This window comes from Erwinia sp. SLM-02 (assembly GCF_037450285.1).
In the GTDB taxonomy this organism is placed as follows: domain Bacteria; phylum Pseudomonadota; class Gammaproteobacteria; order Enterobacterales; family Enterobacteriaceae; genus Erwinia.
Window position 1 is genome coordinate 1,224,626 of sequence record NZ_JAQISN010000001.1, and the last position, 25,586, is coordinate 1,250,211.

Annotated in this window: 22 protein-coding genes; 11 read left to right on the forward strand and 11 right to left on the reverse strand. The window is 56.2% G+C overall.

Features of this window, described 5'->3' with window-relative positions; genetic code table 11:
• Nucleotides 1–181 precede the first annotated feature (181 nt).
• From PGH32_RS05620 to PGH32_RS05630, 3 genes are all read left to right on the forward strand, one after another.
• Nucleotides 182–1,144, forward strand: coding sequence for an ornithine cyclodeaminase family protein (locus PGH32_RS05620; protein ID WP_337893438.1), 963 nt, complete (start codon nt 182–184; stop codon nt 1,142–1,144).
• A gap of 1 nt (nt 1,145) precedes the next feature.
• Nucleotides 1,146–2,279 carry an aminotransferase gene (locus tag PGH32_RS05625; RefSeq protein WP_337893439.1) on the forward strand — a complete coding sequence of 378 codons (1,134 nt, stop codon included), beginning with the start codon at nt 1,146–1,148 and terminating at the stop codon, nt 2,277–2,279.
• A 95-nt stretch (nt 2,280–2,374) separates the two neighbouring features.
• On the forward strand, nt 2,375–3,562 hold the full coding sequence (locus PGH32_RS05630) for an aminotransferase-like domain-containing protein (protein WP_314422077.1): 1,188 nt from the start codon (nt 2,375–2,377) through the stop codon (nt 3,560–3,562).
• Nucleotides 3,563–3,612: 50 nt separating this feature from the next.
• On the opposite strand, the gene PGH32_RS05635 is transcribed toward PGH32_RS05630, so the two are convergent.
• A complete protein-coding gene (locus tag PGH32_RS05635) occupies nt 3,613–5,472 on the reverse strand; it encodes an STY4199 family HEPN domain-containing protein (protein WP_337893440.1) in 1,860 nt (619 codons plus the stop codon).
• Nucleotides 5,473–5,640: 168 nt separating this feature from the next.
• Nucleotides 5,641–6,081 (reverse strand): MarR family winged helix-turn-helix transcriptional regulator, encoded by a 441-nt coding sequence (locus tag PGH32_RS05640; protein ID WP_314422070.1) that lies wholly within the window; start codon nt 6,079–6,081, stop codon nt 5,641–5,643.
• A 157-nt stretch (nt 6,082–6,238) separates the two neighbouring features.
• Between PGH32_RS05640 and aceE the strand changes: the two genes are divergently transcribed.
• A complete protein-coding gene (aceE, locus tag PGH32_RS05645) occupies nt 6,239–8,911 on the forward strand; it encodes a pyruvate dehydrogenase (acetyl-transferring), homodimeric type (protein ID WP_337893441.1) in 2,673 nt (890 codons plus the stop codon).
• Nucleotides 8,912–9,001: 90 nt separating this feature from the next.
• On the opposite strand, the gene PGH32_RS05650 is transcribed toward aceE, so the two are convergent.
• Complete coding sequence (locus PGH32_RS05650; RefSeq protein ID WP_337893442.1) at nt 9,002–9,403, reverse strand: helix-turn-helix domain-containing protein; 402 nt, start codon at nt 9,401–9,403, stop codon at nt 9,002–9,004.
• A gap of 80 nt (nt 9,404–9,483) precedes the next feature.
• On the opposite strand from PGH32_RS05650, the gene PGH32_RS05655 reads away from it, so the two are divergent.
• Nucleotides 9,484–9,981: a DUF2938 domain-containing protein gene (locus PGH32_RS05655; protein WP_337894264.1), complete on the forward strand. Its 498-nt coding sequence runs from the start codon at nt 9,484–9,486 to the stop codon at nt 9,979–9,981.
• 225 nt (nt 9,982–10,206) lie between these two features.
• Here the strand turns inward: PGH32_RS05655 and PGH32_RS05660 are convergent, their stop codons facing one another.
• Entirely contained in the window at nt 10,207–11,169 is a 963-nt protein-coding gene (locus tag PGH32_RS05660) for a GlxA family transcriptional regulator (RefSeq protein WP_337893443.1), read from the reverse strand.
• 116 nt (nt 11,170–11,285) lie between these two features.
• On the opposite strand from PGH32_RS05660, the gene PGH32_RS05665 reads away from it, so the two are divergent.
• On the forward strand, nt 11,286–11,927 hold the full coding sequence (locus PGH32_RS05665) for an HD domain-containing protein (protein ID WP_337893444.1): 642 nt from the start codon (nt 11,286–11,288) through the stop codon (nt 11,925–11,927).
• A 156-nt stretch (nt 11,928–12,083) separates the two neighbouring features.
• Here the strand turns inward: PGH32_RS05665 and PGH32_RS05670 are convergent, their stop codons facing one another.
• Nucleotides 12,084–12,617, reverse strand: a complete 534-nt coding sequence (locus PGH32_RS05670) for a dihydrofolate reductase family protein (protein ID WP_337893445.1) — start codon at nt 12,615–12,617, stop codon at nt 12,084–12,086.
• 99 nt (nt 12,618–12,716) lie between these two features.
• Between PGH32_RS05670 and PGH32_RS05675 the strand changes: the two genes are divergently transcribed.
• A complete protein-coding gene (locus PGH32_RS05675; protein ID WP_337893446.1) occupies nt 12,717–13,283 on the forward strand; it encodes a TetR/AcrR family transcriptional regulator in 567 nt (188 codons plus the stop codon).
• Between the two features lie 690 nt (nt 13,284–13,973).
• Here the strand turns inward: PGH32_RS05675 and PGH32_RS05680 are convergent.
• The gene (locus PGH32_RS05680; protein ID WP_071603011.1) at nt 13,974–14,225 is read right to left on the reverse strand and encodes a hypothetical protein; all 252 of its coding nucleotides are present in this window, start codon (nt 14,223–14,225) and stop codon (nt 13,974–13,976) included.
• A 243-nt stretch (nt 14,226–14,468) separates the two neighbouring features.
• Here PGH32_RS05680 and PGH32_RS05685 point away from each other — a divergent pair, with 243 nt between their 5' ends.
• The gene (locus PGH32_RS05685; protein WP_337893447.1) at nt 14,469–14,747 is read left to right on the forward strand and encodes a hypothetical protein; all 279 of its coding nucleotides are present in this window, start codon (nt 14,469–14,471) and stop codon (nt 14,745–14,747) included.
• 453 nt (nt 14,748–15,200) lie between these two features.
• Here the strand turns inward: PGH32_RS05685 and ychF are convergent, their stop codons facing one another.
• A complete protein-coding gene (gene ychF / locus PGH32_RS05690; protein WP_337893448.1) occupies nt 15,201–16,292 on the reverse strand; it encodes a redox-regulated ATPase YchF in 1,092 nt (363 codons plus the stop codon).
• 366 nt (nt 16,293–16,658) lie between these two features.
• Here ychF and PGH32_RS05695 point away from each other — a divergent pair, with 366 nt between their 5' ends.
• Complete coding sequence (locus tag PGH32_RS05695) at nt 16,659–18,140, forward strand: SulP family inorganic anion transporter (RefSeq protein WP_337893449.1); 1,482 nt, start codon at nt 16,659–16,661, stop codon at nt 18,138–18,140.
• A gap of 38 nt (nt 18,141–18,178) precedes the next feature.
• Here PGH32_RS05695 and pth read toward each other — a convergent pair whose 3' ends face one another.
• On the reverse strand, nt 18,179–18,766 hold the full coding sequence (pth, locus tag PGH32_RS05700) for an aminoacyl-tRNA hydrolase (RefSeq protein WP_314421988.1): 588 nt from the start codon (nt 18,764–18,766) through the stop codon (nt 18,179–18,181).
• A 271-nt stretch (nt 18,767–19,037) separates the two neighbouring features.
• Here pth and ychH point away from each other — a divergent pair, with 271 nt between their 5' ends.
• Complete coding sequence (ychH, locus tag PGH32_RS05705; RefSeq protein ID WP_105594345.1) at nt 19,038–19,313, forward strand: stress-induced protein YchH; 276 nt, start codon at nt 19,038–19,040, stop codon at nt 19,311–19,313.
• A 98-nt stretch (nt 19,314–19,411) separates the two neighbouring features.
• On the opposite strand, the gene PGH32_RS05710 is transcribed toward ychH, so the two are convergent.
• On the reverse strand, nt 19,412–20,581 hold the full coding sequence (locus PGH32_RS05710) for a GGDEF domain-containing protein (protein WP_337893450.1): 1,170 nt from the start codon (nt 20,579–20,581) through the stop codon (nt 19,412–19,414).
• 111 nt (nt 20,582–20,692) lie between these two features.
• Entirely contained in the window at nt 20,693–22,150 is a 1,458-nt protein-coding gene (locus PGH32_RS05715) for an MFS transporter (protein ID WP_337893451.1), read from the reverse strand.
• A gap of 109 nt (nt 22,151–22,259) precedes the next feature.
• On the opposite strand from PGH32_RS05715, the gene PGH32_RS05720 reads away from it, so the two are divergent.
• Nucleotides 22,260–23,150: a LysR family transcriptional regulator gene (locus PGH32_RS05720; protein ID WP_337894265.1), complete on the forward strand. Its 891-nt coding sequence runs from the start codon at nt 22,260–22,262 to the stop codon at nt 23,148–23,150.
• Between the two features lie 1,388 nt (nt 23,151–24,538).
• Here the strand turns inward: PGH32_RS05720 and prs are convergent.
• Nucleotides 24,539–25,486, reverse strand: a complete 948-nt coding sequence (gene prs, locus PGH32_RS05725) for a ribose-phosphate diphosphokinase (protein WP_105594349.1) — start codon at nt 25,484–25,486, stop codon at nt 24,539–24,541.
• Between the last annotated feature and the right edge of the window lie 100 nt (nt 25,487–25,586).

The window sequence follows — 25,586 nt, forward strand, 5'->3', positions numbered from 1 at the left end:
TATATTCTCCGACCCTTTTGGCCAGGCCGCCAATCATAGCCGATCTGCGCCCCAGGCTGTTCGACTTCTGCCGGTCTGTTTTACGCCATCAGATTTTTATTGTAAACAAAAAGTGCATAATGTACTTTTTAGTTCACTTTTATTTTATGCGATGGTGCCGAGTGCACAAAAAGGACGCAGAATGACACCGACGGCGATTCCGACTGTGACGGCCGAACAGACCGCCGCACTGCTTAAAAATATTGATGTGATGGCGGCCCTGCGCCGGGTATTCACCCACCTGGCGCGCGGTGAAGCGGTGCAGCCCGCGCAGAAAGTGGTGCTGCTGCCCGACTGCAAAGGGGATTTTATTAACTATTTTGGCGTGGATATGGCCCAGCGGCGGCTGGGGGTGAAGATCTCCCCGTATCTGGTAACGCCGGATAAACCGCTGATTACCGCCTGGACGCTGCTGATGTCGGCAGAAAGCGGCATGCCGCTGATGCTGTGCGACGCCTCGCTGCTGACGGTGGAGCGCACGGCGGCCACCACGGCGCTGGCGGTGGATCTGCTGGCCCCGCCTGAGGCGCGAACCCTGACGCTTATCGGCAGCGGCGCGGTGGGGCGTGCGCATCTGCGCCACGTGCTGGCGCTGCGCGACTGGCGGGAGATCCGCGTTCTGAGCCGGGGTTCTGCCCCGGGCGCGGACGAACTCAGCCGGGAGCTGGGCCTGCCACAGGGGGTGCTGAAAATCTGCACCCGCGCGGAGGAGGCGCTGGAGAACTGCGACGTGCTGATGCTGTGTACCTCTTCCGCCACCCCGGTGGTGGAGATGGCGAACCTGACGCGGACGTGCCTGATTACCTCCATCAGCACCAATGCGCCGGGCGCGCACGAGATCCCGCCGGCCGCGCTGAATGCGATGGATGTGTACTGCGACTATCGCCAGACCACGCCGGACTCCGCCGGAGAGATGGTGAGGGCGGCGGCGGAACATGGCTGGAGCCGCGCGGATATTCGCGGCGACCTGCCGGAGCTGGTGACGCAGGCGTGCAGCAAACCCGATTACTCACGGCACGTGTTCTTCCGCTCCCTCGGGCTGGGGCTGGAAGATCTCGCGGTTGCCGATGCGATGCTGACTTACCTTAACCAACAGGATAAATAACATGAAGATCAGACCTTTTGGCGTTGAACAGTGGATGAACGAGTGGGAAAACCACTGCGAGTACAATCTGGCGGAAACCTGCGTGGAGTCCCTGACTATGCGGCAGCTGCTGGCGATGTCGGGCGATACCGCCGCGGTGCTGGATGAGATGCTGAACATCAAAATGACCTACGGCGCTATCACCGGGTCGGAGCGACTGCGCCGGGTGATTTCCATGCAGTACCAAACGCAGTCGGCTGACAATATCCTGATTGCCCACGGTGCAATCGGTGCCAACGCGCTGATTTATCAGACGCTGGTCGAGCCGGGCGATACGGTGATTTCCGTGCTGCCTACCTACCAGCAGCACTATTCCATCCCGGCCAGCCTGGGCGCGGAGGTGAAGATCCTGCCGCTGCGCGAGGAGAACGGCTTCCTGCCGGATGTCGCCGAGCTGAAAACCCTGATCGATAACAAGACCCGACTGATCGCCATTAATAACCCGAATAACCCGACCGGCGCGCTGATGGATGACGCCCTGCTGCAGGAGATTGTGGCGGTGGCGCGGCAGGCCGGAGCCTGGCTGCTGTGCGATGAGGTCTATCGCGGCACCAGTCAGGTCGGTGACGGCTACGGCGCGGCGGTGGCCGATCTGTATGAGAAGGGCATCAGTACCGCCAGCATGTCAAAAACTTATTCGCTGGCGGGCCTGCGCCTCGGCTGGATGGCCGGACCGGAATCGCTGCTGAAGGCGGTGGAGATCCACCGTGATTACAACACGGTCAGCGTTGGCGTGCTGGACGACTACTTCGCCACGATCGCGCTGGAAAATCGCGACAAGATCCTCAGCCGTAACCAGAAGATACTGCGCGACAATCTGCAGCGGCTGGATGAGTGGGTCAGCCGCGAGCCGCTGATCGACTATATCAAACCGCAGGCGGGCACCACGGCGCTGCTGAAATACCATTTGCCGCTGGGTTCCCGCCAGTTTTGCATCGGCCTGCTGGAGCGTTACGGCGTGATGTTTACCCCCGGCGAGGCGATGGATATGGAGGGCTACGTGCGCATCGGCTTTGCCAATAACGGCGAGGTGTTGGAAAAAGGCCTGGCCCGGGTCAGCCAGTATCTGCGTGATTTACAGAGCGAGCTGAAATAATTTGCGGCAGGTAAGAGGAAGAGGCGCTTACCTGCTATTTTCTCTGGCAACTTATGGTATAAATTCAGCACTAAAATTAAGAAAAGGGTAGTGTTATGTCGTCGCAGAAGTTGGCCAACCGCGTTAAAGATCTTCAGTCATCGGCAATCCGTGAGCTGTTAAAGCACAGTAAGATGGAAGGGGTGATTTCGCTGGGTGGCGGAATACCGAATCCGGAACTGTTCGATACGGAAGGTCTGAGAATCGCTATGGACCGCGTGCTGACGGAAGATGGTCACAATGCGTTTCAGTACGGCCTGAGCGAGGGTGACCCGAAACTGCGTGAGGCCATCTGCCAGATTTCGGCGGAGCGCGGCATTCAGTGCACGCCGGACGATGTGGTGGTGACCTCCGGTTCGCAGCAGTCGCTGGATATCGTGGCGCGGGCGATTATCAACCCGGGCGATGTGATTGTGGTTGAACGCCCAACCTATCTGGCCGCGCTGCAGGTGTTCCAGCTGGCTGAAGCCGAGCTGAAGTCGGTGGGTACCGACGGCGAAGGGATGATTGTTGACGAGCTGGAAGAGCTGGTTAAGCAGACCCCGATTAAAGCCGTTTACATCGTACCGACCTTCGGCAACCCGGGCGGCGTGACGCTGACCGATGCCCGTCGTCAGCAGCTGGTGGCGCTGGCCGCCCGCTATGACTTCCTGATTTTCGAAGACGACCCCTACAGCGAAATCAACTTCTCTGGTGAAACGTTCCGCACGCTGAAGTCCCACGCTCAGGCGATCGGCGTTGGCGAACAGGTGATCTACACCTCAACGTTTTCCAAGATTCTGGCCCCGGGTGCACGCGTGGGCTGGATCACCCTGCCAGCGTGGTTAAAACAGCAGGCGGTGATCCTCAAGCAGGCCACCGATCTGCACACCAGTTCGCTGTCGCAGGCGCTGACCCGCCACTATCTGGAAAGCGGCCGCCTGCGCCCGCAGATTGCGTTAATCAGCAAGGCCTATCAGCAGAAGTGTGATGCGCTGGTGTCGGCGCTGCAAAACGAGCTGGGCGATCGTATTCGCTTCCACCGTCCGCAGGGCGGGATGTTCCTGTGGGCCACCTTTACCGAGGCGTTTAACACCACCGAGTGGCTGAAAACCACCCTGAATAACGGCGTGGTGTATGTCCCGGGTGAGTTCTTCTACTGCGATCGTCCGGATACTTCAACGCTGCGCCTGTCCTACTCGACGGTGTCTGAAGCCAACCTGGCCGAAGCGGCAAGAAGGCTGAAGGCCTCGCTGCCGCAGTAACCGCTCAGCTTATTCCTCTGGCCCTTATGCAAGGGCCATTTTTTTGTGCCTTACTTCACCACGTTATAAATCACCCGCTGTGAGCGGCTCCAGCTATCGCCAATAGCGATATTAGGCTTGCTGTTCTCCTGCTGCTTGCAGAATTCTTTCACCTGTTTGCGGATCCCACTTAACGAGTAGTCACCTATCGTTATTTGGTGATACAGATTAGCGAGCAGCGTGTCATAGAGAGAGAAGGTGCGGGATCCCGACAACGAGAACTGCGCGGCTTCGCTCATCAACGCCCGGGCATCATTCGCCATCAGACGGCACTCGCAGCGAGCGGCCGGTTCGATTTTCGCCAGTTCCCGATCGTAGGCATCCTGCTGGCTTTTTTCGAATTTCAGCGCCCGGTCCAGCTCCGATTTGATATAGCCGACCGCAGCTGGCGAAGAACAGAAGGTTTTCAGGAAGGTTGTCTGCATCGGCGTTAACGGCGTATCGTGACTGACACTCTGGAGCAGTACGCTGTTAATCCGTTCACACTTTTGCTTTTCATCCATCAGCGAGGCGTGCGCGATTAGCACCGCCAGCACATCTTTATGATCGGCGATCAGCGCTTTTTCTGCATAATAGAGTTTCCAGTTCATGCCGCCGTCCATAAACAGGCTGACCACCCGGCTATCCCCCCGGTCGATCGCCGCACGGATATTGTCTTCATCCCAGGCTATGCCGATATTTGCCAGCTCCTTACGCGGATCGGTGCTGGTCTCTTTTTTCACCCCGGCAACGGTCTTGCCCACTTCGTTGACATCGCTGCGGATGGCTTCGGTATTGACCAGCGTGCGGGTTGAGGTGCCGAAGGTCAGCACGGATCCGACGATCAGCACCACGATGCCGCCCAGCACCCAGACGATCTTTTTGCGCAGAAAGCCGGTGTCCTGCTTGATGTCGGCCAGCTTCTCATTCTGCCGCGCCAGGCTCTCCTTCACTTCCTGCACGTCATCGCCCAGCCGCTCCAGCTTTTCCGTCATCTGACTGAAATACTGGCGAACTTCCGTTTCCCCGGCGTCAAAATAGCGGTCCGGGTCAACCTGCACGCGACCTTGATCGAAGGCCTCCTGCACCGGGCCGGCAATTTCCTGATAGTAGTAATTCACCAGCGCCGTCTGCACCGGGGTGACGCGCTTGTGGTGTGCGAGACGGTTGCGGATGGCGCGGATATCGTCGAGGAAGGTTTGCAGGGTTTTGCGCTTGTCGTTCATCAGGCTGAGCAGCTGCGTGTACTGATACAGCGGCGAGTAGTGGTTGGCGTACTCTTTTTTATCGACGAACAGGGAAGAGAGTTCGCTGAACAGCGTGCCGCTGAGCACGTCATCACGATCGGCGACGTTAAGCCAGGTTTTGACCCGCTCTTCGCCGAACAGCGTGCGCAGATGCTTCAGCAGCGCCTGCTGGTTGCTGTAGGCCTCGTTGATCAGGCTGCGGATCATCAGCTCCAGCGCACGCACCTGCTTCAGGCTGCGCAGCTGCGTTTTTTCCCCGTCTTCATGCAGGTCGGTGGCGTAGGTCAGCTGCGGCTGCTTATCCTTCAGGCGCTCCAGCTGGGCGACAAAACGCAGCGCGGCGATGACCCGGTTTTTACCGGCGGGCTGGGCATTATCGTGACTATCCAGCTGCTTGTTCAGGGCGCGCAGGGTCTGGATAAACTGGGTCATCTCCTGCTCGCTGAGGTTTAACCGCTGGGCGACATCTTTCCAGGAACCGAGGTCTTGCCGCACCTGCTGCAGCGACACATAGAAAGCCTCCGGCGACGGTGGTGCCTGAACGGGGACATTGAGCAGCAGCAGGATCTGGCTGAAAGCGTCTTCGCACAGGGCGAGGCAAAGGGTCAGGTCATTTTGTGATGCAGGAGCTGTGGAATCGGGCATGGTCTTCTCACGTTGATGTCAGCGACGTTTCCGGCCCGATCCCGTTGCGTAACATCAGGCAGCGGTCCGTGGAGCCAGAATATTCTTATTTGGCTAATTATTTAAGATTTCTCATCAGTGAGTCAATGCGAAAACGTCAGGATAACCGCTCCCTTACGGGGGCGATCGTTAAGCCTCCCGGACGGAATGCGCGGCAGCATCCAGGGCCGCCGAGAACTGAGCAATTTGTTCTTCACTGAACTGGCTAAGAAAGTGCTGTTTAATCACCGCCTGATACACCGCCCACATTTCTTTTCGCAGCGCCTTGCCCTGAGGGGTAATGGTGGCAAACGCCGCGCGGCCGTCATCTGCCGAACGGTGGCGTTCCACCAGATTTTCTTTCTCCAGCCGGTCGATCAGGCGGGTGAGATTGTAGCGCTCAATCACCAGTACGTCGGCCAGCTCATGCATTCGGCGGGTGCCGTTCTCGCCGCTTTCCAGCCCCCAGAGCACATCGTACCAGGCATAAACCGGCAGCCCGGCGGCGCTCAGACGCGCCTCAACCAGCCTGATAAGGGTGCGGTGGGAGCGCACAAATGAAAACCATAAATCCGGGGTGTTACCTGCCATTGACGACCTCTTTGCCTGTCCGTGAGTTGCAAATGCAATTATAAGCGGATAGAGTTGCTTTTGCTATTGTTGCAATTGCAATGATTGCGGTTGCAATCGGTTGGTGGGTGAGATTCGCTGTCGTGCAGATTTCACCGCTACTATTCTCGGAGAAGATATGAATCAACACGCAGTAGAAGCAGACCTGGATCCGCAGGAAACGGCCGAATGGCTTCAGGCTTTTAACAGTGTCGTCGATGCGGACGGGCGCGCGCGGGCACATTTTCTGATCGATAAAATGGCCGAAGCGGATAACCGGCGGCACGGTGATTTTTACAGCCTGGTGACCACGCCCTACGTCAACTCGATTCCTGCTGATAAACAGCCGGTCTACCCCGGTAATTTAGCCACCGAATCGAAGCTGAATGCGCTGGTCCGCTGGAACGCGATGGCCATCGTGCTGCGGGCGGGTAAGCACTCTAACGTCGGCGGGCATATCGCCACCTACCAGTCTGCGGCGGTGCTTTACGACGTGGGATTCAATCATTTCTTCCGTGGCCGGACGGACAGCTTCGCCGGGGATATGGTCTATTTTCAGGGGCACTCGGCCCCGGGAATTTACGGCCGCGCATGGCTGGAAGGGCGGCTGGATGACGAGCTGATGGATAACTTCCGCCGGGAATCAAACCGGCGCGGGCTTTCTTCCTATCCCCATCCGCGCCTGATGCCGGAGTTCTGGCAGTATCCGACCGTGTCGATGGGGCTGGGGCCGCTGACCGCCGCGTATCAGGCGCGCTATATGCGCTACCTGGAGTACCGCGATTTGATACCTCACCAGGGAAGAAAAGTCTGGGCATTTCTCGGCGATGGCGAAATGGATCAGCCGGAATCGCTGGCGGCGATCTCGCTCGGCGGTCGGGAAAAGCTGGATAACCTGATTTTTGTGGTTAACTGCAACCTGCAGCGCCTTGACGGCCCGGTGCGTGGCAACAGCAAAATTATTCAGGAACTGGAAGGCGCGTTTAAAGCTGCCGGCTGGAACGTGATTAAAGTGATCTGGGGCAGTGGATGGGATGCGCTGCTGGCTAAGGACACCAGCGGCCTGCTGGCTCAGCGCATGATGGAGTGTGTGGACGGTGATTATCAAACCTTTAAGTCGCAAAGCGGAGCCTACGTTCGCGAGCACTTTTTCGGTAAGTACCCGGCGCTACTGGCGCTGGTGGCCGATATGAGCGATGACGAGATCTGGCAGCTGAACCGCGGCGGCCACGATCCTGAGAAGGTTTATGCCGCCTACCATCAGGCGGTGAATACCCGAGGAATGCCGTCGGTGATCCTTGCTAAAACCGTGAAGGGTTTTGGTATGGGCGAAGCGGGAGAAGGGCAGAACATCAACCATCAGTTGAAAAAAATGAGCCAGGATGCGGTCAGGGCGTTCCGCGACCGCTTTCGGCTTCCGGTGCCCGATGAAGAGCTGGAAGAACTTCCCTTCCTGAAAGCCGAGCCGGACAGCGAGGAGGCGCGCTACCTACAGGCCACCCGCGCACGGCTGGGCGGTAATATACCCGCGCGTTTTAATCAGTCCACCGCGCTAACCGTGCCGCCGCTCAGCCAGTTTGCCAGCGTGCTGAAGGGCAGCGGCGAACGTAATCAATCGACGACGATGGCGTTCGTCACGATCCTGAACGCACTGCTGAAGGATAAGGAACTCGGCAGGCTGGTCGTTCCTGTCGTGCCGGACGAGTCGCGAACCTTTGGCATGGAAGGACTGTTCCGTCAGATTGGTATTCACTCGTATCTCGGGCAGCTTTACACTCCACAGGATGCCGGACAGCTGAGCTATTACAAAGAGGCGAAGGACGGGCAGATCCTGCAGGAGGGGATAAATGAATCCGGGGCGATTTCGAGCTGGATCGCTGCCGGGACCGCTTACAGCAACCACGATGTTCCGACGATCCCGTTCTATATATTCTACTCGATGTTTGGTCTGCAGCGGGTGGGCGATCTCGCCTGGGCGGCGGCCGATGCGCGAACCAAAGGCTTTTTGCTGGGCGCGACGGCGGGCAGAACCACGCTGATGGGGGAAGGGCTACAGCATGATGACGGCCACAGCCACGTTTTATCCTCGGTGATCCCCAGCTGCATTTCTTACGATCCTGCTTTTTCCTTCGAGCTGGCGGTTATCGTTCGCGACGGGATGCGCAGAATGTACGCCGATTTTGAAGATATTTATTACTACATCACGCTGCTGAACGAGGGTTATCCGCAGCCCGCGATGCCGGAAGGGGTGGAGGACGGCATCGTGAAGGGGGCGTATCTGTTCCGGGCACATGAAAACGCCAGCGATACGCGCCCCTGCATACAGCTGATGGGCAGCGGTGCGATCCTGCGCGAGGTGATGGCCGCGTCTGAACTGCTGCTCAGCGATTTCGGCGTGGTGAGCAATATCTGGAGCGCAACCAGCCTGACGGAACTGCGCCGCGAAGGGATGGCCGCCGAGCGCTGGAATCTGCTGCACCCGGACGACACGCCGAAGGTGCCTTACGTCCAGCGGATGTTCGAGGGCCACAGCGGGCCGGTTGTGGTGGCGACGGACTATATGAAAATCGTCGGCGATCAGATTAAGCCGTTCCTGGTCGACAGACGTTTTATGTCGCTCGGCACCGACGGCTTTGGTCGTTCGGACACCCGCGAGGCGCTGCGCGAGTTCTTTGAGGTCAACCGGCACTATATCGTTGTCGCCTCGCTGAAGCTGCTGGCCGACGAAGGCTCGGTGCCGAGGGAGACGGTGGGGCGGGCCATGGCGCTGTATGGTCTTCGCGGTGACAAGCCCGATCCGGCGGCGGTGTAGCGGCATTCTCCGCCTGGGATGATTGTTTTTATTAGCAGGGAGGCGTCGGCTTCCCTGCTGTTTTTCGTGGTGGTGGCACGGAAAAGACGCTCAGCGTTTCTGCTTTATTTTTTCCGCGGTGGCGGCCTTTAACCAGCGCTGAAAGGTTGGGCACTCTGCGTGGCTGGCGGCCGGGCATTCCGCCACGTGGCGCAGACCCTGGCTCATTGCCCGCAGGCGACGGACGGTGGCATCAATCTCGTCGGCCCGGGACAGTAGCACCGCCCGGTCAACCTGCGGTTCGCCGCTGGGAGACAGCATGCTGCGGATCTCATCCAGCGAAAGTCCCCCGGCCTGGCCCAGAGCAATCAGCGCCAGCTGGTCCAGCACGTCTGCGGCAAAGTGACGCCGTTCCCCCTCGGGGCTGATCGCACGGATCAGGCCCATTTTCTGATAGTAGCGCAGCGTGGAGGCGGGCACGCCTGAACGCCGGGCAGCCTCGGAGATATCCATAGCGAGCCTCTTGACTTGAAGTTGACTTCAACTTCTATCATGCCTGCAACCGTTAAAATGAGGAAGGGGAACAGGCTGTGATGGGCATTTTCGATGAGTGTGTAAACATTATTCTGGTGGGGATCGGAGGCACGCTGGTCATGGATATCTGGTCAGTGATTTTAAAAAGGCTGGGAAACCCCACGCTGGATTACGCCCTGGTCGGCCGCTGGGTAGGGCATACGTGGCACGGTAGGTTTGCGCATGCGGCCATCGGCCGGGCGTCACCGATTGCGGGGGAGCGCTGGCTGGGCTGGGCGATTCACTATGCCACCGGCGTGCTGTTTGCCGCGCTGCTGGTGGCTTTCGCCGGCGGTGGCTGGCTGGAGAACCCGACCCTGCTGCCTGCCGTATCCGTTGGTGTGGCAACCGTTGTATTCCCGCTGTTTATTATGCAGCCTGCCATGGGCGCCGGATTTGCCGCATCGCGCACGCCCACCCCGGTTAAAAACCGCCTGCGCAGCCTGGCCACGCACGCGGTTTTCGGTGGCGGGATGTATCTGGCGGCGGTGTGTTTGTGGGTTTTTTGGGGCGGGTGAGGTTAGGAAATGCGTAGGGCAGGCCGGTGTCTGAACGATATTGGCCTGTGTCAGGCTTTATCACTGCCCGCAGGTTGTGCTCCGGGATGTCTGCTTTGCGCGAAAAGCGGACTGAGTAGAATGCCCGCTCTGGCATAAGGCGCACATGCGGGTGGTCTGCCAGGAGCGATGAGCAGCAGTTCGCAAATGTGGTCATGTCTGACCGGTGCTGCCGTTGTGCAAAAGCTAGCCGCGGCTCATCAATTTCTGATACCCGCTGGGCGTGATCCCAACTAAGCGACTGAATATGCGCCTCATTACATCGGGTCCGGAAAAACCACATTCAGCGGCAAGTGTTTTCGCTGGCAATTTTTGTTTTTCAATGAGCAATTTTGCTTTGGCTACGCGTTCGCGTTCCAGCCACTGTGCAGGGGTGAGGCCAACTTCCTGTCGGAAAATCCGCGTGAGGTGCCTCTGGCTGAAGCCAATATGCTCTGCCATCATGGCAACCGAAGTCACTTCTTTGATGTTCGCAATAGCCCATCTCTGCAGATCCTGAAGAGCCGTGCGGCCACAAAGGGAGAGCATACTTCCTCTCACAAAGTGCGACTGGTTAACCGGTCGGCGGAAAAACATAACCAGTTGATCCGCGACTTCTGTCGCCACCCGTCTGCCCAGATCTTCCTCTACAAGACGCAGTGCCATATCAAGGCCAGAGGTGACACCTGCTGCTGTTCTGATTCGGCCATCAGCAACATATAAAGCATCTGCCTCTACGATGATTTCAGGATGCTTAAGAGAAAGCGTATCCGCACAGGCCCAGTGCGTGGTGACCCTTTTCCCATTGAGCTTTCCGGTCAGGGCCAGCAACAATGCGCCCGTACATACGGAACCAAAACGCTGGCTCGACTCACACATTGCGTTGATCCAGGTCAGCACGTGCACGTCCGGCTGGTAATCAGCAATATCTGGCGCACCGGCGACAAGAAAAGTATGAGCTGAAAACCCGTCACTGTCTGACACTGCGGCATCTGCCGCCAGTTTAACCCCGGACGAGGAGTGAATAATGGAACCGGTGACGGCGATGACGTGTTGCGTATAAAAGTTGCGTTTAAGTACCCGATTGGCCTCGGCAAAGACATCCATCGGGCCGCAGACATCAAGCATCTGCACCCCCGGAACGGCAAGGATAGCGATGGTATGGCTCATTTTATTTTCCTGGCGTCCTGAATCATCTTAATGTCCCGAATCATCTTTATGCTGCACTTCCGGACATAGATGTTAGGCCTTACTCTGCAGGCCTACAACAGAAAAGAGGATTTTTTATGAACCGCACTATCGAAGGCATCAGTATTCCGGACACTAAAATGACCCGCGAAGCCACCGAGTTCATTCGTGATACCGAATCCGATCTGCTTTTTAACCATTCAAGCCGTGTGTACCACTGGGCAGCCCTGGCGGGTCAGAAAAGAGGAATTAAAGCCGATGCTGAACTTCTGTACATCGGATGTATGTTCCATGACATTGGCCTGACTCATGAATATTGCAGCTGCGATAAACGTTTTGAAGTAGATGGGGCAAATGAAGCGCGTAAATTCCTGGAAGGTTACGGTATCGAGACACGGGACATTGATAAAGTCTGGACCGCTATTGCCCTGCATACCACGCCGGGTATTCCGGAGTTCATGGCACCTGAGATAGCCCTGCTTACGGCAGGCGTTGAAATGGATGTGCTGGGAATTGATTATCAAAAATTTTCACAGGAAGAAATCAGCGCAGTGACCCAGCAGTATCCGCGCACGCCGGATTTTAAGGAAGACATCATTCAGGCCTTCTATGACGGTATCAAACACAAGCCACAAACTACATTTGGTAACGTGAAAGCAGATGTATTGGCAGACAAAGACGCCCGGTTCAAACCTGCGAATTTCTGCAGCATTATCCGTCAGTCACGCTGGCAGGGCTGAAGCCAGCCTTTTTGACAGGCACCTGACCCCTCGCATCAGGCGTTTTATATATGGCCAGGGGTTAGATGCTGAATTTAATAATGGTTCAATGTTGAAACGTCCGCTCCAGGCGCAGAGCGGACGTAACCCGCCTCCTGCACCGATCAAAACCAGATATCATCTCGCTCGCTGGTAAGTGGTTTGGACCAGTGTCTCCAGCACGATTTCATTTTTTGTCACTTTGAAGTTCAGTGGCTGTTTCAGCTCGCTGAACAAGGGAATGCCGCCACCCAGTAACAGGGGAAAGCGAGTAATAACCAGTTGATCGATGAGATCCTCATTGAGGAAGCTTTGAATGGTTGCGCCACCGTCGATGTACAGATCGCTAAATCCCCTGGCATTCAGCTCCGCGATAATCTCTTTTAATGCACCTTTGACCAGCAATACCTTCTCCTCATAGCCCGGCGGCACGTTCGTCATCGTATTGCTTAATACAAATACGGGCTTTGAATAAGGCCAGTCGCATTCAAAACCGAGTACCGCCTCAAGGGTGTTCCTGCCCATCACCAACCCGTCAATTTGCTCCATCAGAGCGAAGAAACCCGTATCAATATTATCGGGATTGGGCACCGAGTTTAGCCAGTCAAGCTTCCCCTGCTTATCTGCAATGTAGCCATCGAGACTGGTTGCAATGAATACGATGTTTGCCATAAATCCCTCATCAAATTAGTCGTGGTTGAGCCAGGCGGAGACAGCGTGTATAGTTAATTCTACAATGTAGAATAAAGTGAATTTTATGGGAGGGATCGGATGGCTGTCAATGAGAAAAAACGTGGACGCCCCGTTGGCAAGATGGCTCAGCTAACCGCTGACGGGATTCTGGAAACGGCGAAATGTCTGATGAAGGAGAATGGGAAAATCCCCAGCATCCGTGCATTAGCAGCTCAGTTAAACGTCGATCCCATGGCGATTTATCATTACTTCGAAAACAAGAATTCCCTGTTAGAGGCACTAACGACATCGCTGGTGGAGGGGATCTATCTGCCTCAGGTGCGTTCGGACTGGCAAGACGAGTTAAAGCGCTTATGTGTGAGTTACATCGCAATATTGCGCGAGTACAGCGGACTCCTGCAAACCATGCTGAGTATGACATCACAAGGCCCGGCGCAAATATTTACTGAACGCTATAAAATTATTGTTTCTCCTCTGGCGCTAGCCAAACAAACCGAAAAAGACGGCCTGGATCTGCTGGCAGATTATTTGCACGGTTTCGCGTTATCGATCGGCTGTAACCCTGACGAAAGTCGGATCAAAACTGAAATGATGAATGGGCCTTTGGCACTAATCTGTCATGCACTGGAATCTTCAAGAACCTGAGCCAAGGGAATTCATAGTACAGGGGCTGAAATCCACTTCCTGTCTTGCTTATGACGGTCCATCGGTATCGCGGTCGGGATTTCCTAAAAAATCTTCGGCGCTCTACCATCCGCATACCTCCCTGGCGAGGTCCGCTGACCTGATCCCTTCAGGAATACCAGAAGGGGGAGCGTTCCGTTGCGGAGAAAGCAACTGCCGATGCCTGGTTAAACGTTTTTCAGAGGCAATAAAAAATCCACGCAATCGCATGGATTTTTAGATTTATGCTGTTCCAACGAGGTTCAGGAAAACCTCGTTGGTCAACAGAAGTGAGAAAACGGCTTAGATGTTGAGCCGTAAATTTGAGCGTATCTCATTGATATTTATTTTTATTTAAAAGTTTATCTTCAGAATACTCATCCATATACTCATTTTTGAGTTGGCTTGCTTTCGTAATGCGAAGGTCGTATGTTTGACTCCATTATCGGCACCACTCAACAAAATCAAATGGTTACGTGATTTCCCCCGTCACTTTTGATCCTGTCTTAACACGTCTAAACGCCTGCGTGATGTATGGGCGGTTATGTACGGTACCAGGACAAGGTAGCCAAAGAGAAAGAAGAAAGACAAATAAAGCTGGGGCTGGAAGGGTAGTGTTTAAGCCCCCTTTTAGGGGGCTGTGTCAAAACCACCTGCTATGCAGGTGGTTTTTTACTTACGCCCTTTGTTCGATTGAGCGAGAACAGAGGCGGCAAGTTCTTTGGTCAATTCACTTGAGCGTGGATTGTTGAGGGCAGCAGATGCTTTATGTTCCATTGCACCGCTTGTTTGGTTTGAAGAACCCTTTTGAGACAGTGCTGAACCAGCAAGGCTCTTTTGGATTCCAGATGCGTTAGGGTTGTTCAGGGTTTGTGCTGCGACTGATGCGACTTTACTTGATGTTTGCTTTGAATTGTTAGCCATTCTCAACACCTATTCACTGTATGGATGATTGCATATATTGTATTTATATTGTAAGTAAACACAATATATAGTGGTTATGATAGTGGCGAAGCGGTAAGTGTGCAATCTCGGTAAAATATTTTTACTGGTTTTATGACCAGTATCAATTGTTTGATAACTGCCCATTTACGGAAGTCCCAGGAAGCCGCTATAAATGCCGATGTAGTTAAAAAATCGATGTTATGGCGTTCATGGAGAAACGAAATGGCAAATAACCTCTTCGTAACTTATGACCTGATCAAGACTAAAGACTATCCGGCAGTACACAAAGCCATCCAATCATTAGGGGGCTGGGCAAAAGTTACAGAATCAAATTGGTATGTAAATTCAACCTATACCTCCTCACAAGCTGTGGATATTGTGCGTAAAGCCATGGATGCAGACGATAAATTAATAGTGGTGGATGCAAGCAACAATGTCGCAAGTTGGTACAACTTGTCAGATGAGGTTGCCAATTATATTAAAGATCAATGGGGTAAGTGAGCTAATGGGGGAGTAACTCCCCCAAGTAGCTACATGTCATAAGTAACTAATTCAACATACCCAGCTACTCCTTCGCGCTGTCAATCCATGTTGTTGCGCGCAAGGTATTTGATGCAGGATTATCAAAAATAGAGGCAGGGCAGTGAGCTACTCAATCAAAAAAGGTAAACACAGCATTGAGCTGGCGGGTTATGCCGGTAAGGTTGTTGCGCCAAATACTCAGATGGCCGCTTTATTCCGTGGCATGGCGGGCGAACCCACCAGCCTGAGGACAACGAATGTCTACGGGAATGGGGTCACTCCACTCATGCTTGTACTCATTTTCAGCTGCGCTGTTGACAGATGACTTGTGACGGCAATAAAAAATCCACGCAGCTGCGTGGATTTTTAGATTTTCGCTGTTCCAACGAGGTTTATGAAAACCTCGTTGGTCAACAGAAGCGAGAAAACGGCTTACACGTTAAACAGGAAGTTCATCACATCGCCATCTTTCACGATGTAATCTTTACCTTCTGAACGCATTTTACCGGCTTCTTTCGCACCCTGTTCACCCTTGAAGGTGATGAAGTCATCAAACGCGATGGTCTGCGCGCGGATAAAGCCTTTTTCGAAGTCGGTGTGGATTTTACCGGCGGCCTGTGGCGCGGTGGCACCCACAGGGATGGTCCAGGCACGCACTTCCTTCACGCCCGCGGTGAAGTAGGTTTGCAGGTTCAGCAGGGAGTAACCGGCGCGGATCACGCGGTTCAGGCCCGGCTCTTCAATACCCAGCTCGGCCATGAACTCTTCGCGGTCGCCGTCTTCCAGCTCGGCGATATCAGACTCAACGGCGGCGCACACCGGAACCACAACGGAACCTTCAGCGGCGGCGATTTCGCGCACTTTATCCAGGTACGGGTTGTTCTCGAAGCCGTCTTCGTTGACGTTGGCGATGTACATGGTTGGTTTGAGGGTCAGGAAGCTCAGGTAGCGGATAGCCGCTTTGTCTTCTTCACTCAGGTTCAACGCGCGCAGCATTCCAGCGTTTTCCAAGTGCGGCAGGCATTTTTCCAGCGCGGCCTGTTCGGCTTTGGCGTCTTTGTCGCCGCCTTTGGCTTTCTTCTGCACGCGCTGCAGGGCGCGTTCGCAGGTATCAAGGTCGGAAAGCGCCAGCTCGGTGTTGATGGTTTCGATATCGTCTGCCGGATCGACCTTGTTATTCACGTGAATAATGTTGTCGTTCTCAAAGCAGCGCACCACGTGGCCAATCGCTTCGGTTTCACGGATGTTGGTGAGGAACTGGTTACCCAGGCCTTCGCCTTTTGACGCGCCCTTAACCAGGCCCGCGATATCCACGAATTCCATGGTGGTCGGCAGAATGCGCTGCGGCTTAACGATTTCGGCCAGCTGATCCAGACGTGAGTCAGGCATTGGCACTACGCCGGTATTCGGCTCAATGGTACAGAACGGGAAGTTAGCTGCTTCGATGCCCGCTTTAGTTAACGCATTGAACAGGGTGGATTTCCCGACGTTTGGCAGGCCCACAATACCGCATTTGAATCCCATGTTTGAATCACCTTAATAGCTTGATAATCAAGGTATTGTTAAATACCTCAATGTTGTCACAGACAGTGTCTTAAAAGTTTCCGCGCATTATACACGTAAATCCGGCGGCGATGGCGTTGATTTGTCGCGCCGCGGGCAGGTTTCCCTTGAGATCGCCCTCACAATTTTCCATACTGACACATCTTTACCCTTATCGGAGAACCGCGCAGATGCATCGCTTCCTGCTTACGCCACCCTGAGAATGCTCCCTTCTGCGCAACAGATCCGTTGCCTTCACTCGTCGTTTGAACGAGCCTGCTGTGCCCGCTGATGTTCTGAAAAGCGCGGTGCAGAACGTCTGCGTGTAAAAAAATAACTGGAAATAACATGTTTAACCTGAGCAATTTCAGGGCGAGAGACGTCAAAAACGACGTCCTGGCCGGTGCTGTCGTCTCGGTGGCGCTGATCCCGGAAGCGACCGCCTTTTCCCTGCTGGCCGGGCTGTCGCCGACTATCGGCCTGCATACCGCTTTTATCCTCGGCATTATTACCGCGTTCTTCGGCGGAAAGCCGGGGATGATCTCCGGTGCGGCCGGATCGATAGTGGTGGTGCTGATTAGCCTGATTACCCAGCACGGCTACGAGTATGTGCTGGTGGCCAGCATTCTCGCCGGGCTGATCCAGCTGGCGATCGGTGTGCTGAAGCTGGGCAAGTTTATTCGTCTGGTGCCGCAGCCGGCGATTTACGGCTTTGTTAACGGCCTGGCGATAGTGATTATGCTGGCGCAGTTCCCGATGATTAAAGGGCAGGGGCCGATGATGTATGCGCTGGTTGCCCTGGCGATGCTGATTGTCTGGCTGTTCCCGAAAGTGACCAAAATCATCCCCGGTTCGCTGGCGGCGCTGATCGTGATTAGCGCAATTGCGATTGGTTTTGGTCTGGATACCAAACGCGTTGGCGACCTGGCGGATATCTCCGGCACGCTGCCGATGTTCCATCTGCCGCAGGTGCCGGTGAGCTGGGAAACGCTGAAAATCGTTCTGCCGTACTCGGTGGTGATTGCGCTGGTCGGGCTGATTGAGTCGCTGCTGACGCTGTCGGTGCTGGATGAGATGGGCAGTAAAAAAGGTGCCGGCAACCAGGAGTGCGTGGCGCAGGGCATCGGTAATACCCTGTGCGGCTTCTTCGGCAGCTTCGCGGGCTGTGCGATGATCGGCCAGTCGATTATCAACTTCACCTCCGGCGGTCGCGGGCGTATTTCAAACCTGGTCGGTGCGGTGCTGCTGATCCTGTTTGTCGTCAGCCTGTCTCAGTACATTGCGCTGCTGCCGGTGGCGGCGCTGGCCGGGATTATGTTCGTGGTGTGCATCAATACGTTTGAATGGAGCTCCATCAAGCGCCTGAAGCGGATGCCGAAAGCCGATGCGGTGATTATGATTGCGGTAACGCTGGTGACGATTTTCACCGATCTGGCGATGGCGGTGATCTGCGGGGTGATTATCTCCGCGCTGGTCTTTGCCTGGCAGCATGCGCGCATCACTATCGTCTCGCAGGAGCGCGAAGAAGGGCAGAAAACCTATCGTCTGGAGGGGCCGCTGTTCTTCGGTTCCACCACCAGTTTCCAGGAGCTGTTCGATCCGCAGCAGGACCCGGAGCAGGTAGTTATCGACTTCGCGCGCACCCGGGTAATGGATTCCAGCGGCGTGGAGGCGATTGATAAGCTGACCGCGCGCTACCTGGAAGCGGGTAAAACCCTGCGCCTGCGCCATCTCAGCGAGGACTGCATCAGCCTGCTGAAAAAGGCCGGTCCGTACTGCACGCATGAACTGGACGACCCGGACTACAAGGTCGCCAGCAACGACGCCTGACCGGTAAGGAAGCAGGCCCGATGCCGGGCCTGCTTCCATCAGCCCGCCTTGTAGCTGTGCAGGCGGTTCATCGCCTTAAGCTTATCTTCCTTCAGCCACACTTCGGTGCAGCGCACCGCTTCGTCAATCGCGTTATCAATCAGCGGCTGCTCGGAGGCCATCGGTTTACCCAGCACGAATCCCACCACTTTGTTGCGATCGCCCGGATGGCCGATGCCGATGCGCAGGCGGTGGAAGTTCACGTTATTGCCCAGCTTGCTGATGATATCTTTCAGGCCGTTATGGCCGCCGTGGCCGCCGCCCTGTTTGAATTTTGCCACACCGGGCGGCAGGTCCAGCTCGTCGTGCGCCACCAGGATCTCTTCCGGGGCGATGCGGTAAAAGGTCGCCATTGCCGCCACCGCTTTGCCGCTGAGGTTCATAAAGGTGGTCGGCACCAGCAGGCGCACATCTTCACCGCCGATATTCAGCCGCGCGGTGTAGCCGTAAAATTTACTTTCTTCCTTTAGCGACTGATTGTGACGTTCAGCCAGCAAATCAACATACCAGGCTCCGGCATTATGGCGCGTAGCGGCGTATTCAGCGCCGGGATTGGCAAGGCCAACAATCAGTTTGATGCTGCTCACGGTGTAGTTTCCTGAAGCGTACGGATAAAGGCGGCTAGTTTACTCAAGCAGGAGAGATAACTCAAAGATCGCGCCAGAGTCGGTGCGCAGGACGGATAGTTATGCAGCGTGATAATACATTTTCTATACAAATTCAGGCGATTACATGTAAAGAACTGTCAGAGATTTAGCTATAAATGTGATCGCGCCCGCAACGATAGCGCAGACGATTTCCTACACTGTAGACATCCGGCAATGGAGTTTGCCCTGTTTAACCGTCTGGAGGTGCGTAATGAAACGTAAACATACACATGTCATGGGCAATGCCCTGATGGTGCTGGGGCTGGTGGTGATGATTTTCGGGGTCGGTTACTCGGTGCTGAATCAGATGCCGCAGCTGCAGTTACCGCAGTTTATGGTGCATGGGGCGATTTTCAGTATCTTCATCGGTGCGCTGCTGTGGCTGGTGGGTGCACGCGTGAGCGGCCGGGAAAAAATCGCCGACCGCTATTACTGGGTGCGCCACTGCGGTGATAAACGCTGCCGTCAGGGCAATCGCCAGCACTGAAACGAAGCCAACGGCTGGTGCCTGAGAAACGCATTGCGTCTTTGATGCCCGCCTGCGCGGGCATGATGCTTTATCAGGAAGCCGATCCCATCAGGCCGCTAACCGGCAGCGGGCAGGGCCTGTAACTGCTGTTCGTCAGGCCGGAAGATTTTTATCTGGTTACGGCCGGCCGCTTTCGCCTGATACAGGGCATCATCCGCCGCCGCCAGCAGCGAATCCACCAGCAGGGGGCCGCCGGCGCTGCTGGCCACGCCAATACTGACGCTGTAATGCACCTGCTGCGGCCTTGACGCCTCTATCGTCTGGCGGATGCGCTCGGCGGTTTCCATACCCACATTCTCATTACACAGCACGATAGCGGCAAATTCCTCACCCCCCAGCCGCGCAAAGAAACTGTCGGTGGGCAGTTCAGTACACACCTTGTGGCAGAAATCGATTAGCACCTGATCGCCGTGGTAATGGCCAAAACGGTCGTTGATGCTTTTAAAGTGGTCAAGGTCAAACAGCATGACGGTAACTTCCCGTGCTGCGCCGGCAGGGTGCGCCAGCTGGTCGGCCTTCTCAAACAGCGCGCGGCGGTTCCACACTCCGGTCAGCGGATCCAGCAGCGAAGCCTGTTTATATTTTATCTGCGTGCGCTCGTTGACCATCGCCATCAGGGTAAAACTCATCCCGATGACGATGAGTATCGATTCCAGGATCACATAAACCGAGAAGGTCGAGCCGCCGATCGCCCCGTACAGCGGGCTGGGAATTCCGCCGTCAAGCACCGCCCGCACCACGCTGAACAGCAGGTGAATCCACAGCAGCAGCCGGGCGGGCCAGAAGGTGACGGGCAGCATTGCGCGGGCGCGGTGCAGTTCGCGGATCATGGCGGCGGTGTAGACGATGCACAGCAGGCAGGAAACCAGGATCCGGTTATGCATCGAGTTCCAGAACCACGGGAACAGGCACAGCACGCCCCACAGCACCATGCCCAGCGTCCAGTCCCAGCCGCATCGTGCGCCGCGAAACGCACGGAACGCGCTGAGCAACAGTCCGTAGGCCAGCAGCACGCAGATATTTCCCACTGCCACGGACCAGAACAGCAGGCCTTCATTGCGAAGGCTGCTTAACCAGACGGCAATAACACTGACAATCAGCGAGATAGAGTTAAATCCCAACACTTTATCGTACTGTGCGCCGCTCCAGGCGAAGGCGGTGATAACAATAAGAAACAGCAGTACATACAGCTCGCAGATAAACAGGGTTGCGACGTCTAGCGCCATATAAGAATATTCCGATTAAGTCAATTCGAGCAAAGTAGCATTAATAAATGGTCCTCAAAAGGGGGGGTTATACCAAATTGCTAAAAAAAACTTTCCGGCTGTGCTGTCCGCTTAATTAATCTGCTTACTGCGGGGAACCAGGCACAGCCAGATGACTCCGGCGCAGAGCACGGTCACCGCCAGAAGCACCAGCAGCAGCTGCTGGAACGCACTTTCCGCCAGCGGCAGCAGTCGCGGATCGACGACGGATCCGGTGGTCAGCGTCGGCAGCGCCTGGGCAGAAATCCCGTGCAAATGGGCTTGGTGGGCCAGCAGAAAGGTAAACAGGCTGCTGACGCTGGCCAGCGCCACGCCTTCCCCGGCCACGCGCACGGTGCTGAAGATGCCGGTAGCCATCCCCGCCCGCTGCGGCGGCACCACGCTGACCGAGAGATTGTCCATCAGCCCCCAGGGCAGCCCGCTGCCAGTTCCGATCAGCAGCATCGCCAGCAGGGTAACGAACAGCGAACTCTGCGGTGTGACCAGGCTCAGCAGGCCGATACCCGCTGCGGCCAGCAGCAGACCAGCGCTGCTGACCGTTCCGGGGTGGTAGCGGCGGGTCAGGCTGACGGCAACCGAAGGAATAATCAGCATCGGCAGCGAGATAGCCAGCATCAGCAGGCCCGTGGTCAGCGCGTCGTAGCCGTAAAAGCCCATAAAGCGCAGCGGCAGCAGAACCAGCAGCACCACAAAGCAGTAGCAGGTGGCGACCGGCAGCAGCTGGACGCCGGTAAAGCGCCCGTAGCGGAACAGGCTGAGGTCCAGCATCGGGAAAGCGGCGCGGCGCTCAATAAAGACAAACAGTATCCCGGCCACCAGGGAGGCCAGCAGCAGCATGCGGGTCAGCGGGGTGCTACCGTTGTCCGCCATCTGTAAGAGTCCCCAGGTAAACAGCGTCAGTGCGGTGCTGAAGATGATGATACCGGGCCAGTCCAGCGGCTGCGGCTCGGGGTTGCGTGATTCGGCCAGATAGCGGGTGCCGCAGAACAGCGCCACCGCACCAAACAGGGCGCAGCAGAGGAATACGCTGTGCCAGCCCGCGACCTGCATCAGCAACCCGGCCACGACCGGCCCGGCGGCCAGGCCGACGCCGAAGCTGGTCCCCAGCAGGCTGAAGGCCCGCGCCCGGGCTTCGCCGCTGAAGGTGTTGGCCATGGCCGCCGATCCGCCGGCGAGTGCGGCAGCGGCGGCGGCCCCCTGCAGCGCCCGGACGATATCCAGCCAGACGACCGAAGGCAGCCACGGCGTCAGCAGCGAGAGCAGGGTGAAGACCGTTACGCCAGCGATAAAAAGGCGCTTGCGGCCGTAGCGATCGGCGAGGGACCCGGCCGCCATCAGCAGGCTGCCGAAGCTCAGGAGGAACGCGTTGGTGATCCAGCTCAGCGCCAGCGGCGATCCGCCGGGGTGCACGGCGATGGCGGGCGTGGTGATGATCCCGGCTGAAAAACTCAGCGGCAGCATCAGCGCCGCGCTGCAGACGGCGAGTATGCTCCAGCGGTTGCTCTGGGCTTCAAGGGTCAGGGAACTCATTCTGTATCTCCACTTTCATCAGTCAAAAAATCAGGATAAATTGGCATGACCCGGTGATAAACACGCCATATGGCCGAAGATAAAGGACAAAAAGTATCGAATGAGCAGCGTGGAAAGCCTCAGCGGGCTGACGGCATTTGTGAAAGCGGCACAGGCGGGCAGTTTTGCGGCGGCCGCAGAGCGGCTGGGTGTGTCGGCGTCGGCGATTGGTAAAAGCGTGGCGCGGCTGGAAAGCAGCCTGGGCGTCAGCCTGTTTAACCGCAGTACGCGCAGCCTGAGCCTGACCGAAGAAGGGGCGCTGTTTTATGAGCGCAGTCAGCGCATCGTGCTGGAGCTGGAGGAAGCCGAGCAGGAGCTTTCACGCCTGATGTCCGCGCCGCGCGGGCGGCTGCGGGTGAGTTTTCCGGCGATCGGCTACCGGCTGCTGCTGCCTCTGCTGCCCGGTTTCACCTCGCAGTATCCTGATATTGAGCTGGATCTGGATTTTAACGATCGTCTGGTGGATGTGATTGGTGAAGGCTATGACGCGGTGCTGCGCAGCGGTGATTTTGCGGATTCGCGGTTAAAGGCGCGGCGTCTTGGCGGCTTTCGTTTTTGTCTGGTCGCCTCCGGCGAGTATTTTTCCCGCCGGGGACGGCCGCTGCAGCCTGCCGATCTGAGTGAGCACGAGTGCCTGCTGTACCGTTTTTCCGGCAGCGGGCAGCTGCAGCCCTGGCAGTTTGACGGTGTGGATCCGCGCGAGCTGCCGCTGCAGGGTTCGCTGGTATTTAATAATCTGGAGGCGCAGATTTCGGCCGCCCGACGCGGGCTTGGGCTGATTTTCGTGCCGGATTTTGCCGTGCAGGAGTATCTGGAGAGCGGGGAGCTGCAAAACGTGCTGGGCGATTTTATCAGCGCCGGGGGGCAGTTTTCGCTGCTGTGGCCGGGGAACCGGCATCTGTTACCGAAGATGCGGGTGTTTATTGATTATCTGGCGGAGCATATTGGCCTGGATCGGTGATTCGGTGCTTAGGTGTTTGGGTGTTTGGGTGTTTGGGTGTTTTCTGCAACTAAGGAGTTTATGCTGACCGGCGGGTCCATCGGCTGGGCTGGTCCTCGCGCCGCTTCGCGGTGCCTTCACTTCGTGCGTCAGCCGGTCGGACCGCCAGAGACGCGCCGTCCCTGGCCCGGCTCTGGCTTTCACCTGCGTCCTGCAGGTGAATCCTGGCTTCCTTACTGCGTTTAGCGCTGCGGATGGCCCAGCCGCCGGACCCGCCAGTCTGCTTTTTAACTCTGTGTTGGCTGCGAGAAAATAACGACGTTTATTCTGACAGGCCGAGTCGATGGTTAGATTCGAAATGCGGTGGTGTTAACGGCGGTGTTTACGCTGACTGGCGGGTCCATCGGCTGGGCGGGTCCTCGCGCCGCGTTGCGGTACCTTCACTTCGTGCGTCAGCCGGTCGGACCGCCAGAGACGCGCCGTCCCTGGCCCGGCTCTGGCTTTCACCTGCGTCCTGCAGGTGAATCCTGGCTTCCTTACTGCGTTTAGCGCTGCGGATTGCCCATCCGATGGACCCGCCGGTCTGCTTTTAAACTCTGCGTAGGTTGCGAGAAAATTCCGACGTTTATTCCGACTGGCCGAGTCGATGGTTAGATTCGAAATGTGGTGATGCTTCGAACTGCGGTGATGCTTCGAACTGCGGTGTTTACGCTGACTGGTGGGTTCGGCGGCTTATTTAATCTGATGTTGCCTGTAAAAACCGGAATACATGAAAACAGGTTCTGTCACGAAGCATACTTTTGCGTAAGATCCAGAATGCATTGATTCAATGGCGTTATTTTATTGAGTAATTTCTAAATAGATGAGCCATTAAAAAAAACTGGCTATCAATACCTGCATAGTTCACAAGGTCTTTGATCCGTTATCAATCAAAAGCGACATCAATAAGTTAAGAGGGCCGGTCTGCGCCACTGCCGGGTAATCCGCAGCGCTGAGGTGGAGGCTGCTGGCCAGGAGACGCCAACATGGACGTTGGCGTCAGGTGAAGCTGGTGCATGGATGCACCATCTTCACCGGTCCGACAGGCCAACTGCCGAAACCGAAGGAACCGCGAAGCGGCGCGAGGACCGCCCGGCAGTGGCGCAGACCGGCCCACAAGCGCGAATTGCCCAGCTATGACAGGCCAACTGCCGAAACCGAAGGAACCGCGAAGCGGCGCGAGGACCACCCGGCAGTGGCGCAGACCGGCCCACAAACACATGTTCGTTAGCAACTAGCAACCAGCACAAATGTTCCTGCAACGAGCTACAGTCAGCTAACCACAATAAAAAAGCCGCCGTCCCGAAAGACAGCGGCTATATAAACCTGAACGCTAAAAACAAACCGGCCGGGATAACCCGGCCAGTGAATTAATGCTCAAACATCGCAGAAATAGATTCTTCGTTGCTGATACGACGAATCGCTTCTGCCAGCATGCCTGACAGGGTCAGGGTACGCACGTTTGGCAGCGCTTTAATCTCTTCAGGCAGCGGAATGGTATCGCACACCACAACCTCATCAATCACCGAATGACGCAGGTTTTCAACCGCGTTACCGGAGAAGATTGGGTGAGTAGCGTAAGCGAAGACGCGCTTAGCGCCGCGCTCTTTCAGCGCTTCCGCTGCTTTGCACAGGGTGCCGCCGGTATCGATCATATCATCGACCAGCACGCAGTCACGGCCAGCGACATCACCGATGATATGCATCACCTGAGACACGTTAGCGCGTGGACGACGCTTGTCGATAATCGCCATATCGGTATCGTTCAGCAGTTTCGCAATAGCACGGGCACGAACCACGCCGCCGATGTCCGGAGAAACCACAATCGGGTTCTCCAGGCCAATCTGCATCATATCTTCCAGCAGGATCGGGCTGCCGAAAACGTTATCAACAGGAACGTCGAAGAAGCCCTGAATCTGTTCGGCATGCAGATCAACCGTCAGTACGCGGTCAACGCCCACGCTTGACAGGAAATCAGCAACGACTTTAGCAGTAATGGGTACACGAGCAGAGCGCACGCGGCGGTCCTGACGGGCGTAGCCAAAATACGGAATGACCGCGGTAATACGACCAGCGGAAGCACGACGCAGGGCGTCAACCATCACAACCAGTTCCATCAGGTTATCGTTGGTTGGGGCACAGGTGGACTGGATGATGAAAATATCACCACCGCGTACATTTTCATTAATCTGTACGCTCACTTCACCATCACTGAAACGACCGACGGCGGCGTCGCCCAGGCTGGTGTAAAGGCGGTTGGCAATACGTTGTGCTAGTTCCGGGGTGGCGTTACCAGCAAAAAGCTTCATATCAGGCACGAGAAGAACCTCAGGCTTTGCGTCGAGAGAATGAAATTGAGTCAGGGTTGGCGCAAGACCACTGACGATTTCATGCGGGTGTTAAAGAACTTAGTGCAGC